General features: G+C 52.1%; 16 protein-coding genes. 7 read left to right on the top strand and 9 right to left on the bottom strand.

Translation table 11 applies throughout. The features are described 5' to 3' along the window. Nucleotides 1-83 precede the first annotated feature (83 nt). Together QVF11_RS08945 and zupT are read right to left on the bottom strand one after the other, a co-directional pair. Complete coding sequence (locus QVF11_RS08945; protein WP_287856412.1) at nt 84-659, bottom strand: fimbrial-like protein; 576 nt, start codon at nt 657-659, stop codon at nt 84-86. Between the two features lie 461 nt (nt 660-1,120). Further along, nucleotides 1,121-1,891, bottom strand: a complete 771-nt coding sequence (gene zupT, locus QVF11_RS08940) for a zinc transporter ZupT (protein WP_112213705.1) — start codon at nt 1,889-1,891, stop codon at nt 1,121-1,123. 195 nt (nt 1,892-2,086) lie between these two features. Here zupT and ygiD point away from each other — a divergent pair, with 195 nt between their 5' ends. Further along, entirely contained in the window at nt 2,087-2,878 is a 792-nt protein-coding gene (gene ygiD, locus QVF11_RS08935; protein ID WP_110273027.1) for a 4,5-DOPA-extradiol-dioxygenase, read from the top strand. A gap of 43 nt (nt 2,879-2,921) precedes the next feature. Here the strand turns inward: ygiD and QVF11_RS08930 are convergent, their stop codons facing one another. The 3 genes from QVF11_RS08930 to tolC all read right to left on the bottom strand — a co-directional run bounded on the left by QVF11_RS08930 (nt 2,922) and on the right by tolC (nt 6,381). Continuing rightward, nucleotides 2,922-4,082, bottom strand: coding sequence for a glutathionylspermidine synthase family protein (locus tag QVF11_RS08930; RefSeq protein WP_287856409.1), 1,161 nt, complete (start codon nt 4,080-4,082; stop codon nt 2,922-2,924). Nucleotides 4,083-4,087: 5 nt separating this feature from the next. Then, entirely contained in the window at nt 4,088-4,756 is a 669-nt protein-coding gene (locus tag QVF11_RS08925) for a DUF1190 family protein (RefSeq protein WP_112213707.1), read from the bottom strand. Between the two features lie 170 nt (nt 4,757-4,926). Next, a complete protein-coding gene (gene tolC, locus QVF11_RS08920; protein WP_112213708.1) occupies nt 4,927-6,381 on the bottom strand; it encodes an outer membrane channel protein TolC in 1,455 nt (484 codons plus the stop codon). Between the two features lie 195 nt (nt 6,382-6,576). Here tolC and nudF point away from each other — a divergent pair, with 195 nt between their 5' ends. Genes nudF through parE form a run of 5 tightly spaced genes read left to right on the top strand, consistent with a single transcriptional unit; the run spans nt 6,577 to nt 10,981 of the window. Further along, a complete protein-coding gene (gene nudF, locus QVF11_RS08915; protein WP_287856405.1) occupies nt 6,577-7,209 on the top strand; it encodes an ADP-ribose diphosphatase in 633 nt (210 codons plus the stop codon). Beyond that, nucleotides 7,206-7,628: a DUF1249 family protein gene (locus QVF11_RS08910; RefSeq protein WP_110273032.1), complete on the top strand. Its 423-nt coding sequence runs from the start codon at nt 7,206-7,208 to the stop codon at nt 7,626-7,628. Before nudF ends, QVF11_RS08910 begins: the two co-directional genes overlap by 4 nt. Nucleotides 7,629-7,652: 24 nt before the next feature. Next, complete coding sequence (gene cpdA / locus QVF11_RS08905; protein ID WP_181484838.1) at nt 7,653-8,480, top strand: 3',5'-cyclic-AMP phosphodiesterase; 828 nt, start codon at nt 7,653-7,655, stop codon at nt 8,478-8,480. After that, nucleotides 8,480-9,055 (top strand): esterase YqiA, encoded by a 576-nt coding sequence (gene yqiA / locus QVF11_RS08900; protein WP_287856400.1) that lies wholly within the window; start codon nt 8,480-8,482, stop codon nt 9,053-9,055. The genes cpdA and yqiA overlap by 1 nt, the downstream gene beginning before the upstream one ends. A gap of 30 nt (nt 9,056-9,085) precedes the next feature. Next, nucleotides 9,086-10,981 carry a DNA topoisomerase IV subunit B gene (gene parE, locus QVF11_RS08895; RefSeq protein WP_112213711.1) on the top strand — a complete coding sequence of 632 codons (1,896 nt, stop codon included), beginning with the start codon at nt 9,086-9,088 and terminating at the stop codon, nt 10,979-10,981. Nucleotides 10,982-11,025: 44 nt separating this feature from the next. Here the strand turns inward: parE and QVF11_RS08890 are convergent, their stop codons facing one another. The 4 genes from QVF11_RS08890 to qseB all read right to left on the bottom strand — a co-directional run bounded on the left by QVF11_RS08890 (nt 11,026) and on the right by qseB (nt 14,133). Next, nucleotides 11,026-11,340 (bottom strand): putative quinol monooxygenase, encoded by a 315-nt coding sequence (locus QVF11_RS08890; RefSeq protein WP_110273036.1) that lies wholly within the window; start codon nt 11,338-11,340, stop codon nt 11,026-11,028. Between the two features lie 99 nt (nt 11,341-11,439). Continuing rightward, entirely contained in the window at nt 11,440-12,021 is a 582-nt protein-coding gene (locus QVF11_RS08885; protein ID WP_110273037.1) for an NAD(P)H-dependent oxidoreductase, read from the bottom strand. Nucleotides 12,022-12,127: 106 nt separating this feature from the next. Continuing rightward, on the bottom strand, nt 12,128-13,477 hold the full coding sequence (gene qseC, locus QVF11_RS08880) for a quorum sensing histidine kinase QseC (RefSeq protein WP_287856397.1): 1,350 nt from the start codon (nt 13,475-13,477) through the stop codon (nt 12,128-12,130). Continuing rightward, complete coding sequence (gene qseB / locus QVF11_RS08875; protein ID WP_112213714.1) at nt 13,474-14,133, bottom strand: quorum sensing response regulator transcription factor QseB; 660 nt, start codon at nt 14,131-14,133, stop codon at nt 13,474-13,476. Before qseB ends, qseC begins: the two co-directional genes overlap by 4 nt. A gap of 151 nt (nt 14,134-14,284) precedes the next feature. On the opposite strand from qseB, the gene QVF11_RS08870 reads away from it, so the two are divergent. Then, nucleotides 14,285-14,692, top strand: a complete 408-nt coding sequence (locus QVF11_RS08870) for a YgiW/YdeI family stress tolerance OB fold protein (protein ID WP_287856431.1) — start codon at nt 14,285-14,287, stop codon at nt 14,690-14,692. Nucleotide 14,693: the final 1 nt, after the last annotated feature.

Below are 14,693 nucleotides of genomic sequence, written 5' to 3'. Positions count from 1 at the left end.
AATCCGTTTCTTTTAATAAAATAGACCTGGAAAGCCGGTGAATCCCCACCGGCTTGAATCGATAAAATTAATCGATTATGTGATTATTTATAAGCCAGGACGTAGTTCGCCTGAGCGTAAACATCGCCCTCGGTAGCATTTTTAGCCAAAGATTCCATGCGAGCGTGGAAGTCCAGGTTCTGAGTTGGGTTGTTGACGTCGGTAAATGTTACCGGCAGTGCTACGCCCAGGTCGAAGGTGTTATAGCCAGCGTCCAGAATACGTACGCCAACGCCAGTCGCACCGCCGTAGTTGTTTTCTTTAGTGTTAGCCATCAGGCTGGTGTCAGTAGTATCTACGTTAGCAGAAGTGAAGGTCACATTGACTTTATCAATAGTGGTTTTTACCCCCTCAGTATCAGTGCTGGTCAGAACGCAGTCCTGCAGTTTAATAGTGAAGTCTGCAGACTGTGAATACTGGCCACCGTTCAGTACGGTATCAGCAACCTGACCCAGATCTACGTCAATCTGAGAGCTTTCCGGTGCAACAGAGCAAGGTGCAGTAATTACAGTACCAGAGAAAGTGACAATACCGTGGCCCTGATCGTCAGCGCTTGCATTAAAAGCAGTAGCAGAAAAAAGAGCGGTAGTGACAACAGCAAGCAGCGTTTTTTTAAACATGGAATATAATCCTTTATAAAGAACTCATTTAGAACGGATATAAATAACTTTCTGGAGTTAAATATTAAAGTTTCATGAAAGCAATATTAACTCACGACGCGGAAATTATCACGTAACCATCTGTTACACTTGTTACTTATAGTTAATTAAATTGTAAGGCGTGCTTAAAAAATTCTCTAAAATGTATGTATTTTAAGACTTTCCTTGTTTTTATAATGATTTTTTGTGTAAGTTATCGAAAAATAATCCATTTTGTGAATTTTATGATCTTTTTTTGACCGTGGGAGCTATCCTGTTTTAATATTAAAAAACAAGTGGAAATATTATTAAATAATATATATAAATAAGTTCAATTTCCTTGGGGTTAAACAGGATATTGTTTTTTTATTTATCATTTACCATGAATTCACATGGTGAATTGACAAGCGAAATATAATACCCCAGATATTTGGAGCATTAATTTAGCCAATCCCCATTGTTTGCAGTATAACCAGACTTAATCCCATCACTGACATTCCGCACAATACCCCATAACTGGGATTGCTCTGAGGATCTATCTCTTTTGCCAGCGGCATGAGTTCATCAACCGAGAGCGCGATCATTATCCCGGCGACAGCGGCCATAATTGCCCCCATTACTACCGGAGATACCAGACTGCCGAGGATAAGCCAGGCCAGCAGGCCACCGAGGATTTCCGCCATACCGGAAATGCCAGCCCAGAACACGGCTTTACTTCTGGAACCGGTGGCGGCGTATACCGGACCGGCGACCGCCAGTCCTTCAGGAATATTGTGTAGCGCGACTGCTAATGCGACCCCCATACCTAACTCAAGGTTATTGCTGGCCGTCACGAAGGTGGCGATTCCCTCCGGAAAGTTATGCAGGCTGATGCCTAACGTCAGGAGCATTGCCGTACGCCGCAAATTACGCGGGCGCGAGATGCCTGGGATCATCAGATCCTGCGGGTGGGCGTGCGGTAGCAGGCGGTCAAGAGCAAAGTAGCCCAGCAGGCCGATAATAAACATACCGTAGCCAAGCAATGGTGACATGCCTTCGGTTCTCAGCGCGGCGGGCAACATCTCCATCAGTGAGATCAGCAGCATAATCCCGGCAGCGAAACCCAGGGAAAATCCCAATAAGCGATTGGACGGCTTCTGCCCGATAACGCCGAAAATGGCACCGATAAAGGTGGCACTACCTGCTAACAGGGTCAATATAACTGGTGATGACATTATTCACCTCCTTATGATAATGATTATCATTAATAATATCTGTATTAATTGCCGACCGCGAGAGGAAGAATGAACTCTTTACCACCTCTTACATTCAAATTTTCTGACGATCATCATCATGCTTATCAGAGTTTATCCTGCAGCAAAAGCGCGTAATGTGAATACATCAAATTCATCTGAATTAAGGATATCATCATGTCCCGTACCCGTATGCCCGCGCTATTTTTAGGTCATGGCAGCCCAATGAACGTGCTGGAAGATAACATCTATACTCGCGCCTGGCACCATCTGGGTGAAGCGCTACCGCGACCAAAAGCGATTGTAGTGATTTCTGCGCACTGGTTCACGCGCGGTACGGGAGTGACCGCGATGGAAGCGCCGAAAACCATTCATGATTTTGGTGGCTTCCCGCAGGCGCTATACGATACGCATTACCCGGCACCGGGTTCTCCTCAACTGGCACAGCGCTTGGTTGAGTTACTGGCGCCAGTGCCTGTGACGCTGGATAAAGAAGCTTGGGGTTTTGACCATGGTTCGTGGGGGGTGTTGATTAAGATGTACCCCGATGCGGATATTCCTATGGTGCAACTGAGCATTGATAGCACTAAACCTGCTGCCTGGCATCTGGAAATGGGGCGCAAGCTGGCGCAACTTCGTGATGAGGGCATTATGCTGGTGGCAAGCGGCAACGTGGTACATAACCTGCGTACCGCGCGTTGGCATGGTGAAAGCACGCCATATCCCTGGGCTGAGTCGTTTAATGATTACGTGAAAGCGAACCTGGCCTGGAAAGGTGCGGTTGCTGAACATCCGTTAGTGAACTATCTGGCGCATGAAGGCGGATCGCTATCCAACCCGACCGCAGACCACTTCCTGCCTCTGCTTTATGTCCTGGGGGCGTGGGATGGTGAAGAACCCATTACTATTCCTGTCGAAGGGATCGAAATGGGGTCGCTCAGCATGCTGTCAGTGGTGATTGGTGCTTAAAGAAGTGATAACCCCGGCAGAGTAATGCTGTCGGGGTTAGGTATTACTCAGTGAAAACGTGCGGATAGAAACGCGACAGATCCTGGGTAATCAATGCCCGGTCTTCGCGAATACCGATCCCCGCAGGTTGATCGTTAATCAGCCAGCTACCGATGAGCGTGTAGCTATCGCCAAACTTTGGCAGCGTGTAAAACTCCTGCACGATGGTGCCTTCTTCACCGTACGGACCTTCTACTGCTTCTACTACTTTGCCGTTTTCCACGATAGATACGTTAGCCCCTTCGCGGGAGAAGATCGGCTTAATGACGTACTTCTCCATCTCCGGGTGAGCATCTTCGCTGAAGTAAGCCGCCAGCAGATTGGGATGATTCGGGAACATCTCCCACAGCAACGGCAGCAATGCTTTGTTGGAAATGATGCCCTTCCATGCCGGTTCCAGCCAGCGAACGCCAGCATCTTCCAGTTTGGTAGAGAACACTTCGCGCAGCATATACTCCCACGGGTAGAGTTTGAACAGGTTGCCTATTACTTGGTCCTGTTGGTCGGTAAACTGACCTTTTTCGCCCAAACCAATTTCTTCGATATAGAGGAATTCGGTCGCTACACCCGCTTCTGCGGCACAGTCCTGCAGATACTGCACGGTGCCGCGATCTTCAACGGTATCGCGACAACAGGCCATATGCAGATACTGGAAACCGAACTGTTCGCGCAGCTCGCTGAATCGCTCAATGAGCTTCTCCTGCAGACTGTTGAACTGGTCGCTGCCTGGCGGCAGCAAGCCGGCATTCTGCTGGTCTTCCATCCAGATCCACTGGAAGAAAGCGGCTTCGTATAGAGACGTTGGCGTATCGGCGTTATTCTCCAGCAGCTTCGGTTCACCTACGCCATCCCAGGCTAGATCGAGACGTGAATACAGAGAAGGCTGATTGGTTTTCCACGACTGGCGCACGAATCCCCAGGTATGTTTGGGGATGCGAAACTTGGTCATGAGGTCATCGCTGGCGATAACCTTCTCCACCGCCTGCAAGCACATCTGATGTAGCTCAGCGGTAACGTCTTCGAGCTTGTCAACCTGCGCCAGCGTCAGTTTGTAATAGGCCTCTTCGCTCCAGTACGGCTCACCGTACATAGTGTGAAAGTTAAAGCCATATTCTGTCGCCTTTTCACGCCAGTCCGGGCGCTCGGTAATGCTGATTCTTTCCATGTTGCTTAGCCGCCCATTGAGCGCGAAGAAGAAGAGCTTGCTGAGCTGCGCTGCATCGTTGATTGCTTAGCGACTGAGTCGCCGAAGCCGCCACGCGTCACGGTATTGGTGGTGGCCGGTTTCGGTGCCATCGCGGTTTTCGGGACGTTCATGGTACGGCCTGGCTGCGCTGCGCCGTAGCTCTTACCGCCTGCGTCGGTATATTTACCGTAGGCTGGGCTGGCCGGGTTTTTCGAGCTGAACAGCGGCTGCTGAGCGCCCATTCCGCCGCCCATCATTCGGCCCATCATGTAACCTGCCATCAGCGGCATCCAGAAGCTGCCACTGCTTTGCGCCTGCGCCTGGTTTTCCGGAGCCATACCCGCCTGAGCGGGGGTCTGCTGACACTGACCTTCACCGAATTCGGCTACGCAGTCTTCACGAGTGGCATATTTCGGCGCGGTACGTTCAGCTTCTTTAATCGCGTTGTTGTAAGCGGTGGTGCACTCTGCTGATTTGCTCGGGTTGGCAGCAGAGCAATCATCGGCGTTTTGATACAGAGAAACCGTTTCATCACTTTGTTCACAGCCGGCGAGCATAAATACGGCGGTGACGGCGAGTGCGACGGGAGTTAAATGGCGCGCGCTCCAGCTTTTGCGGAAGGAGGCGTGATTAATATTTTTTGTCCGTTTCATGTTTGTCTTCCTGGACCCAGTGGTATGCGTTTTGTTAACGCTCAGGATAGAGGATGAGTGGTGGAAAATGAAGCGAAGAGGGGCGGAAAGCAGGGGATCTTTACGTTGCCTTACGTTTAACGCTTCGCTTACCCGGCTGGATAAGCGAAGCGCGTACTACGCAAGACCGATTACTGGCGGAACGGATTGCTGCCGCTGGTACTGGTGGTGCGTGCTGATGCAGGTTTTGCTGCGGCAGTATTGCTATAGCCGTCAGCGCTGGCATCCTGCTGCGGGTTTTCCGGCGCGACGCTATCTGGCGAAGTCGGAATAGGTTTGCCCAACGTATTGTTCAGCGCAACCAGATCCTGCTCGTTAAGCGTACCGAGTGCAGATTTGATATTCAGTTGGTTGATCAGGTAGTTATAGCGTGCGTTGGAAAGCTGCTGTTTAGCGTTATACAGCGTAGTCGTCGCATCCAGCACATCAACGATGGTACGGGTACCAACCGAATAACCGGCTTCCATCGCATCTAATGAGCTCTGCGCGGAAACCACGGCCTGTTTGTAGGCGTTAATGCTGCTGATAGAGGCGTTAACGTTGTTAAATGAAGAACGAACGGTCTGCACGACGCTACGGTGGGCGCTTTCCAATTGCTCGCTGGCGCCAACAAAGTTGTACTGCGCTTGTTTAACCTGGGAGTTAACCATTCCGCCCTGATACAGCGGCAGATTGAAGCTCAGGCCGATTTGGTTCTGCCCGATGTCCCTGTCCGGCGTTGTGCTCTTAGAACCGCTGTAGCTGCTATTCGATACGCTACTGGATGCGTTTAAATTCAGGGTCGGCATATGGCCGTCCTGCGCCTGGCGAATCTGCTCGCGTGCCAGATCCTGGCTCAGGCGAGCCTGCAGCAGCGACAGGTTACGGTTCTCCGCTTCTTTCAGCAGCGCATTTACTGCCGACGGTTTGTTGGTTTTAAAACCATCAACGTTCAGCGAGGCCAGCTCCGGGTAGTAGTTGCCGGTGACCTGACGCAGTTCTTCTACGGCATTATCAAGTTCGTTGCGCGCGGTAACTTCATTCGCTAATACAGCATCGTACTGTGAACGGGCGTTTTGTACGTCAGTAATAGCCACCAGGCCAACGTTAAAGCGTTGGGTGGTCTGATCCAACTGGCGGTAAATTGCCTGTTTCTGCGCTTCGGTATAGGAGAGCGTATCAATAGCGGCCAGGACTTTAAAATAGGCCGTCGCGGTGTTCAGGATTAGCGTTTGCTGATCCGTCTGATAAGTAACGTCCTGAATACCGGCGGTTTTTTCCTGCAGCGTCAGCGCATGCCATTTCGACATATCGAACAGAACCTGCGTTAGCTGCAGAGCGCCGCTGGTGACGTTGGAATTCTGGTCTTTAGAATCACGGAAGCCGCTGGTATAGGTATAATCCGCACCCAGACCGAGCTGTGGTAGTAATGGGCTACGCGCTTCGTTGATCTTCTCGAATGCGGCATCACGATCGGCTGCTGATTTACGCAGATCAGGGTTACTGATACGCGCCTGCTGATAAACCTGCATCAGGTTTTCTGCCTGGCTCATGGCGCTGAAGCCAGTCAGGCCCAGGCCGATAAGGATGGGAAAGAGTTTCTTCATTTGCATTCCTTGTTGTGAAGCATTTAGCGCTACTCAAATTCTAAAAATAATCACTGATTGTATCGAGTCTGTTACCGTAAAAAGTTGGCGTTATGTGCCATGGGGCGGTAATTTGCACCAATCTAACATACGAGCAATAAAACGGTAGCCACACCGCCAATAAATTCATAACTTCATATTCTACAGGATATCTAAATGCGTGACGTCAATCAGCAGGGGATTACCTTCTCTAAAAACGATGTAGAAATTATTGCACGCGAAACGCTTTATCGCGGTTTTTTTTCGCTCGATTTATACCGTTTTCGCCATCGCTTGTTTAATGGTGGCATGAGCGGTGAAGTGACCCGCGAAATTTTTGAGCGCGGGCACGCCGCAGTCTTGCTACCCTTTGACCCGGTGCGTGATGAAGTCGTGCTTGTCGAGCAGATCCGCATTGCCGCGTATGATACTAGCGAGAGCCCATGGTTGCTTGAGATGGTCGCCGGTATGATAGAAGAAGGAGAGTCTGCTGAAGATGTCGCCCGCCGTGAAGCGGTTGAAGAGGCGGGACTTGATGTTGGGCGAGTAAAACCGGTCCTGAGCTATCTGGCGAGTCCCGGCGGCACCAGCGAAAGGCTATCCATCCTGGTCGGTGAAGTGGATGCGACGACGGCAAAAGGAATTCATGGACTGGCCGACGAAAATGAGGATATTCGGGTACATGTGGTGAGCCGGGAGCAGGCTTACCGGTGGGTGGAAGAGGGGAAGATTGACAACGCGGCCTCTGTCATCGCGCTGCAATGGCTGCAATTGCATTATCACAATTTACGAAATGAGTGGACAAAATGAAGCGTTATACACCTGACTTCCCTGAAATGATGCGACTGTGTGAAACCAATTTTGCCCAGTTGCGCCGCTTGCTGCCTCGAACGGATGCGGTGGGTGAGATGGCGAGTTATCAGGTGGGCAATGCGCAATACCGATTAACGATCGTCGAGTCGACCCGCTACACTACATTAGTGGCGATTGAGCAGACGGCGCCGTCGGTGAGTTACTGGAGCCTGCCATCAATGACGGTACGACTCTATCACGACGCGATGGTCGCTGAAGTGTGTTCAAGTCAGCAGATCTTTCGCTTTAAAGCGCGGTATGATTATCCTAATAAAAAGTTGCATCAACGCGACGAAAAGCATCAAATTAATCAGTTTCTGGCCGACTGGCTGCGTTACTGTTTAGCACATGGAGCGATGGCGATTCCGGTTTGTTAGCGTCGTGAAACCTAAGGACACCATTTGGAAAGCCTGTTAAACCTACCTTTGGCTGGTGAGGCCAGAGTCAGGATCTTACAAATTACTGATACTCACCTGTTTGCTGAAAAACACGAAACGCTGTTAGGCATCAACACCTGGGAAAGCTACCAGGCCGTGCTGGATGCCATCCACGCCTCACAGCGTGAGTGCGACTTGATTGTTGCAACGGGCGATCTGGCGCAAGATCACTCTTCCGCGGCTTATCAGCATTTTGCTGAAGGCATCGCGAGTTTTGCTGCACCCTGCGTCTGGCTGCCGGGTAATCATGACTTCCAGCCAGCGATGTATAGCACGTTACAGGAATCCGGAATCTCCCCAGCTAAACGCGTATTACTGGGCGACCATTGGCAAATATTGCTGATGGACAGCCAGGTTTTCGGTGTCCCGCATGGCGAGCTGAGTGATTTTCAACTGGAGTGGCTTGAGCACAAGTTAGCCGAGGTGCCTGAGCGGTACACTTTACTACTGTTACACCACCATCCTGTGCCGTCGGGCTGTGGCTGGCTGGATCAACATAGTCTACGTAACGCCGGGGCGCTTGATTGCGCGTTGGCCGCTTTTCCTCGCGTTAAGCATCTGCTGTGCGGTCATATTCATCAGGAACTGGATCTAGACTGGAACGGGCGGCGAATGATGGCAACGCCATCGACCTGTGTGCAGTTTAAGCCGCATAGCGCTAACTTCATGCTGGATATCGTCTCCCCAGGCTGGCGCTGGCTGGAATTACATCCTGACGGCACGTTGACCACTGAAGTTTGTCGCCTTGAGGGCGTGAAATTTCACCCGGATATCGCTTCAGAAGGATACTGATGTCTACGCTTCTCTATCTGCACGGTTTTAATAGCTCACCGCGGTCGGCAAAAGCGACGGCGTTGAAGAATTGGCTGATGCAGACTTATCCTGATATCTCCATGGTGATACCGGAACTGCCCGTTTACCCCGCACAGGCTGCGGAGCATCTGGAAGCTCTGGTGCTGGAAAACGGGGGAGAGCCGCTGGGCGTTGTCGGATCATCTTTGGGTGGGTATTACGCAACCTGGCTATCGCAGTGTTTTATGCTGCCAGCGGTGGTGGTGAACCCTGCGATACGACCGTTTGAGCTACTGAACAATTTCCTCGGTCCCAATGAGAATCCGTACACAGGGCAGCAATATGTGCTAGAGTCTCGCCATATTTACGATCTTAAAGTCATGCAAATTGACCCGCTGGAAGCACCGGATTTAATCTGGTTATTACAGCAAACGGGTGATGAAGTGCTTGATTACCGCCAGGCCGTTGATTATTTCGCCTCCTGCCGTCAAACGGTAGAGGAGGGCGGTAATCACGCATTTGTTGGCTTTGAAGATCATTTCACTCAGATTATCGATTTTCTGGGCCTGCGTTAAGCGGTTCAGAGCGACCTACGAATACACACCATGACGCAATCTTCTTATAACGCTGATGCCATTGAGGTACTCACCGGGCTAGAGCCGGTTCGCCGCCGCCCTGGGATGTACACCGACACGACACGCCCTAACCATATGGGTCAGGAAGTTATTGATAACAGTGTGGATGAAGCACTGGCTGGTTACGCGAAACGCGTGGAGGTCATTCTTCATGCCGATCAATCGCTGGAGGTTATCGATGACGGACGCGGAATGCCGGTGGATATCCACCCTGAAGAAGGAGTTCCGGCTGTTGAGCTGATTCTTTGCCGTCTGCACGCGGGCGGTAAATTTTCTAATAAGAATTACCAGTTCTCTGGTGGTTTACACGGGGTCGGTATTTCGGTCGTCAACGCCTTGTCGAAACGCGTTGAGGTTAACGTGCGCCGTGACGGTCAAATCTACAGCATCGCTTTTGAAAACGGCGATAAAGTGGAAGACTTGCACGTTTCCGGTACCGTCGGCAAACGCAACACCGGGACCAGCGTGCACTTCTGGCCGGACGAAAGCTTTTTTGATAGCCCACGTTTTTCCGTCTCGCGTCTATCACATTTGTTAAAGGCCAAAGCAGTTCTGTGTCCTGGGGTCGAAATTGTCTTTCGTGACAAGGTCAATGATAGCGAGCAGCGTTGGTGCTATGCCGATGGCCTGACTGACTATCTTTGTGAAGCCGTGAACGGTCTGCCGTTGCTGCCGGAAAAACCGTTCGTCGGCAATTTTTCTGGCGATACTGAAGCGGTAGACTGGGCGCTGTTGTGGCTGCCGGAAGGCGGTGAGCTGCTAACCGAAAGCTACGTCAACCTGATCCCGACCATGCAGGGCGGTACCCACGTTAACGGCCTGCGTCAGGGGTTGTTGGACGCGATGCGCGAGTTTTGTGAATACCGCAATATTCTGCCGCGTGGCGTGAAGTTATCGGCAGAAGATATCTGGGAGCGCTGCGCTTACGTCCTCTCAGTGAAGATGCAGGACCCGCAGTTTGCCGGGCAGACCAAAGAGCGTCTTTCTTCGCGTCAGTGTGCGGCGTTTGTTTCTGGGGTGGTTAAAGATGCTTTCAGCCTGTGGCTAAACCAGAACGTACAGTCGGCGGAGCTACTGGCGGAGATGGCTATCTCCAGTGCCCAGCGTCGTCTGCGTGCGGCGAAAAAAGTCGTACGTAAAAAGCTGACCAGCGGCCCGGCGCTACCCGGCAAGCTGGCGGATTGCACCGCGCAGGATCTGAATCGAACTGAACTGTTCCTTGTGGAAGGTGACTCCGCAGGCGGTTCCGCCAAGCAAGCACGCGATCGCGAATATCAGGCGATCATGCCGCTGAAAGGTAAAATTCTGAATACCTGGGAAGTCTCTTCTGATGAAGTTCTGGCGTCTCAGGAAGTGCATGATATTTCGGTCGCCATCGGTATCGATCCGGACAGCGACGACTTAAGCCAACTGCGCTACGGCAAGATTTGTATTCTGGCGGATGCGGACTCCGATGGTTTACACATCGCGACGTTGCTTTGCGCGCTGTTTGTCAGACACTTCCGCACGCTGGTGAAACACGGTCACGTTTACGTGGCGCTGCCGCCTCTGTATCGTATCGATCTGGGTAAAGAGGTTTACTACGCGCTGACGGAAGAAGAGAAAGCGGGCGTGCTGGAGCAACTTAAGCGCAAGAAAGGTAAACCGAACGTGCAGCGCTTTAAAGGGCTGGGCGAGATGAACCCGTTACAGCTGCGTGAGACCACGTTGGATCCGAATACCCGTCGCCTGGTGCAGTTGATTATCAGCGATGAGGACGAGCAGCAGACTACCGCTATGATGGATATGCTGTTGGCCAAGAAGCGCTCCGAAGATCGGCGTAACTGGCTACAAGAAAAAGGCGATCTAGCCGAGTTGGATGGGTAATAAACAGTAAAATGGCCGGTATAACCGGCCGATTTTTTGATGACTTAAATGCCCGATTCCAGAATACGAATATTCATTTCCAGAACGTCGCCTTTAACGGCTTCACCGTAAGCCTTCATGTGCGGAGTTTGCAGATGCGCTTCAAGATGTGCGACGCTTTCCCACTGCTCAACCATCACGATTGAATCCGGTGATGTTGTTTGAAAACTGACGCCTGCGGCATGATCCACCAGCGGCGCATAGCCGTGGCAGCCTTCTTCCTGCAGAACAACCGGGGTAATCTTCGCAAACTGATCCAGTACCGCCTGACGATGGTGTTGGCCCGGACGAGTGCGAATTTCAGCGATTACTGTCAACATGGTTAACTCAACTCCTTCTGTGTGTATTCTCATCGTACTTCGGGTCGCCGATTTTTTGACTGCTCAGCAAGCCGAATGACTTAGAAAGTAAGCGTCTAGTTAACCAAAAATTTCTGCCAGATGCTTGCGATATTCTGCGGTATAACGCGGAACATCAGGCATTTTGATCACATCGTTAGCGATGAAGGTCGGCAGGGCGCTCATCCCAAGGAACTGGTTGGCTTTGTGGAACGGCAGGTAAACGCCGTCGACGCCAACGCCGTGGAAGAACTGATCTTCATCGGTGAAAGCGTCCATTGGCGCGTTCCAGGTCAGGGATAACATGTACTTTTTGCCCTGAATCAGGCCGCCGGAACCATATTTCTTGCTGGCATCGGAGCGGGTACGACCATCGCTGGCGTACAGGGCACCATGGCCTTCGGTAAACACGTCGTCGATGTACTTTTTCACCGTCCACGGCGCGCCCATCCACCAGCCAGGCATCTGCCAGATAACCACATCGGCCCAGAGAAAATTCTGCACTTCTTCTTTAATATCGTATTCGCTCTCGGCGCGGACGACCTTAACATCATGCCCGGCGTCGCGCAGAAAACCATCCGCGACCTCGGTCAGGGTGTCATTCAACTGGCCATTAGAGTGGGCGAATTTTTTCGCGCCGTTGATAATCAGAATGTTGCTCATTTTTTATCCTCAAGTTTGCAATTTTGTCGCTGATTTTACCCCGCGGGGCGGAGCGGTAAAATGAGCAAAATGTGCAAAGTCTTTTGCTTTTTTAGCAATAATTCCGCTACCAGCGAATGCGTGCCTCGAAGCCACCGCCTCGGGCATTAGCAAAACTGGCCGTCATGCTGTGCAGCGCGGCGATGCGTTGGACAATGGACAATCCCAGACCGCTACCCGGTTGGTCCTGACCGGGAGGGCGATAAAAGCGCTCGCCAATACGCGCCAGCGCTTCGGCGCTGATGCCGGGGCCGTTGTCGCGCACGCAAAATTCACGTGCATTCAGCGTGATATCGACCTGGCTGCCTGCGGGGCTATAGCGCACGGCGTTATCCAGAAGGTTACGCACCAGCAGGCTCAGTAACAGCGGCTGGCCGGTTCGCATGATGTTGGTGGCGCTCAAATGCAGACGCAGCTCGATGCCGGCCTGCTGCGCGCTGTGGTACATCTCCATAACCGCCGATTGAAGCAGTTCATCGATAGCGATCGTCTGGACATCATCAAGCTGCGCCAGCGAATCCAGGCGTGATAAGGTCAGGAGCTGATCGACCAGCCGGGTTGCGCGGTCAATACCCTGGTGAAGCTGCGTCAGCGCTTTATCCATGCCCTGAGCATCGTCTATGGAGAGCTGGGCGACTTCGGTCTGGACCTTCAGCGCCGCCAGCGGGCTGCGCAGTTCGTGGGCGGCATCGGAAGTGAAGCGTCGCTCACGAGTCATGGTGTCATGCGTGCGCATAAAGAGTTGATTCAGCGCGTCGACCAGCGGGCGAACTTCACTGGGAACATGATCGGTATTGAGCGTTTCGGCGGAGTCCGGCGCGCGGGCACGTAGCGTGTTGGCCAATTTTTTTAGCGGGGCCAGCTCGCGACTCAGCAGCACAATCAGCAGCAGGAACATCAGCGGTAGCGCAACCAGCCAGGGCGTGAGCTGAGAGGTAACGATATCCAGCGCCATCTCACGGCGATAATCCCACTCCTGGCCGACGACGATGCGATGGCGACCGTCGCGGGTAGTGAGCCACAGGAAGCGCCACTCATCGTCATCGTTACGTAAATAGCCGTCGCTGAATCCCTCACGATTCACGCCCCAGAGGATATCCTGACCGTTTTCACCATCGTTGAGCACCATCTTGCCGTCAGTGGTAAAGATAGCGAAAGCCAGCGCATCGTCGTCGAGATGCCCATGCTTAACCTTCTTTTTTGCCCGCACCTGAGGAGTGAAAGTATGTAGCTCATCGAAATTCATTGCGCTAAGACGACGAGCGAACAGGAGTTGCTGGGTATCGAACAGCTTATCCAGTTTATCGGTGGTTTGTTGCCAGGCGATAAAACTGGCAATTCCCCAGGCGGCGCTGGTCAGCAGCAGAAAAAGGAACGTCAGACGGACGCGCAAACTCAATCGGCCCAGTCGCTTCATACATCACCCAGGGTATAGCCGATACCGTGGACGGTGCGGATAAATTCGCTGCCGAGCTTGCGGCGTAGATGATGAACGTGCACTTCTATCGCGTTGCTGGAGACATCGTCATCCCAGTTATAGAGTTTTTCCTCGATAAGTTTGCGTGGAAGCACGCGCCCGGCATTGCGCATTAACAGTTCCAGTAAAGCGAACTCTTTCGGCTTGAGCGGTAGATTTTCGCCATTCAGCGTGGTGGTGAGTCGGGTTGGGTCGAGGACAACATTACCGTGTCGCAGTTCGCTGCTGCTTTGGCCGTGGGCGCGGCGTATCAGCGCTTCGAGACGTGCAGCGACTTCAATTAACGCAAAAGGTTTGCAAAGATAGTCATCGGCGCCGAGCCGTAAGCCTTCGACCCGCTGGCTGAGCGCGTCGCGGGCGGTGAGGATCAGTACCGGTTCATGGCGGCCTTTGTCGCGCCATTCGCGCAGGATATCCAGGCCGTCGATGCCGGGAAGCGTCAGGTCCAGAATAATGGCGTCATAAGGGGCGTTGTACAACGCGGCTTTCCCCTCTTCACCGCGGGTAAACCAGTCAATGCTGAAGCCCATTTTTGTCAGCCCGACTTTAATGCCGTCACCAATCAGTTTGTCGTCTTCCACCACTAAAATGCGCATTAGCCTGCTCCTGTGGCCCACTGAGATGAAAGCAGTAAAGCGCGTTGTCACGCGCGCTGTACAGCAATAAAATTTCTTTTTTCCACTTAAGAAGTTGTTAAGTTTTGCCTTGTGTAATAGTGACGGTATAAACACAAAGGGAGAAAACATGATGAAAAAGTTCGCCGCAATGACCGCTATTATCGCCTTAGTTTCTATGCCAGTCCTGGCTGCTGAACAGGGGGGCTTTTCCGGCCCAGGCTCCACGCAAACCAGCCAGACGACCATGCAAAACGGCGGGTTTATCGGCCCAAACGGTAGCGTCACGACGGTGGCTAATGCCAAATCTCTGCGTGATGACACCTGGGTGACCCTGCGCGGTAAAATCGTCGAGCGTATTTCCGACGACCTGTATAAATTTCAGGACAGCTCCGGCACAGTCAACGTGGATATCGACCATAAACGCTGGAATGGCGTGACCGTGACTCCGCAGGATACGGTAGAGATTCAGGGCGAAGTCGATAAAGACTGGAACTCGGTAGAAATCGACGTGAAGCAGATTCGTAAAGTCACGCCATAAT

The organism is Klebsiella sp., assembly GCF_027492335.1.
Taxonomy (GTDB): Bacteria; Pseudomonadota; Gammaproteobacteria; order Enterobacterales; family Enterobacteriaceae; genus Klebsiella; species Klebsiella huaxiensis.
Note: the sequence above shows the minus strand (reverse complement) of the source record. Positions and strands in the feature narration are given on the sequence as shown.

Excerpts from the sequence above, each read along its gene's own strand:
- nudF (WP_287856405.1), top strand. The coding sequence starts at position 6,577 with ATGCGTGACGTCAATCAGCAGGGGATTACCTTCTCTAAAAACGATGTA.
- ygiD (WP_110273027.1), top strand. The coding sequence starts at position 2,087 with ATGTCCCGTACCCGTATGCCCGCGCTATTTTTAGGTCATGGCAGCCCA.
- QVF11_RS08870 (WP_287856431.1), top strand. The coding sequence starts at position 14,285 with ATGAAAAAGTTCGCCGCAATGACCGCTATTATCGCCTTAGTTTCTATG.
- QVF11_RS08945 (WP_287856412.1), bottom strand. The coding sequence starts at position 659 with ATGTTTAAAAAAACGCTGCTTGCTGTTGTCACTACCGCTCTTTTTTCT.
- parE (WP_112213711.1), top strand. The coding sequence starts at position 9,086 with ATGACGCAATCTTCTTATAACGCTGATGCCATTGAGGTACTCACCGGG.
- qseB (WP_112213714.1), bottom strand. The coding sequence starts at position 14,133 with ATGCGCATTTTAGTGGTGGAAGACGACAAACTGATTGGTGACGGCATT.
- zupT (WP_112213705.1), bottom strand. The coding sequence starts at position 1,891 with ATGTCATCACCAGTTATATTGACCCTGTTAGCAGGTAGTGCCACCTTT.
- QVF11_RS08910 (WP_110273032.1), top strand. The coding sequence starts at position 7,206 with ATGAAGCGTTATACACCTGACTTCCCTGAAATGATGCGACTGTGTGAA.
- QVF11_RS08890 (WP_110273036.1), bottom strand. The coding sequence starts at position 11,340 with ATGTTGACAGTAATCGCTGAAATTCGCACTCGTCCGGGCCAACACCAT.
- tolC (WP_112213708.1), bottom strand. The coding sequence starts at position 6,381 with ATGAAGAAACTCTTTCCCATCCTTATCGGCCTGGGCCTGACTGGCTTC.
- QVF11_RS08930 (WP_287856409.1), bottom strand. The coding sequence starts at position 4,082 with ATGGAAAGAATCAGCATTACCGAGCGCCCGGACTGGCGTGAAAAGGCG.
- QVF11_RS08885 (WP_110273037.1), bottom strand. The coding sequence starts at position 12,021 with ATGAGCAACATTCTGATTATCAACGGCGCGAAAAAATTCGCCCACTCT.
- qseC (WP_287856397.1), bottom strand. The coding sequence starts at position 13,477 with ATGAAGCGACTGGGCCGATTGAGTTTGCGCGTCCGTCTGACGTTCCTT.
- QVF11_RS08925 (WP_112213707.1), bottom strand. The coding sequence starts at position 4,756 with ATGAAACGGACAAAAAATATTAATCACGCCTCCTTCCGCAAAAGCTGG.
- yqiA (WP_287856400.1), top strand. The coding sequence starts at position 8,480 with ATGTCTACGCTTCTCTATCTGCACGGTTTTAATAGCTCACCGCGGTCG.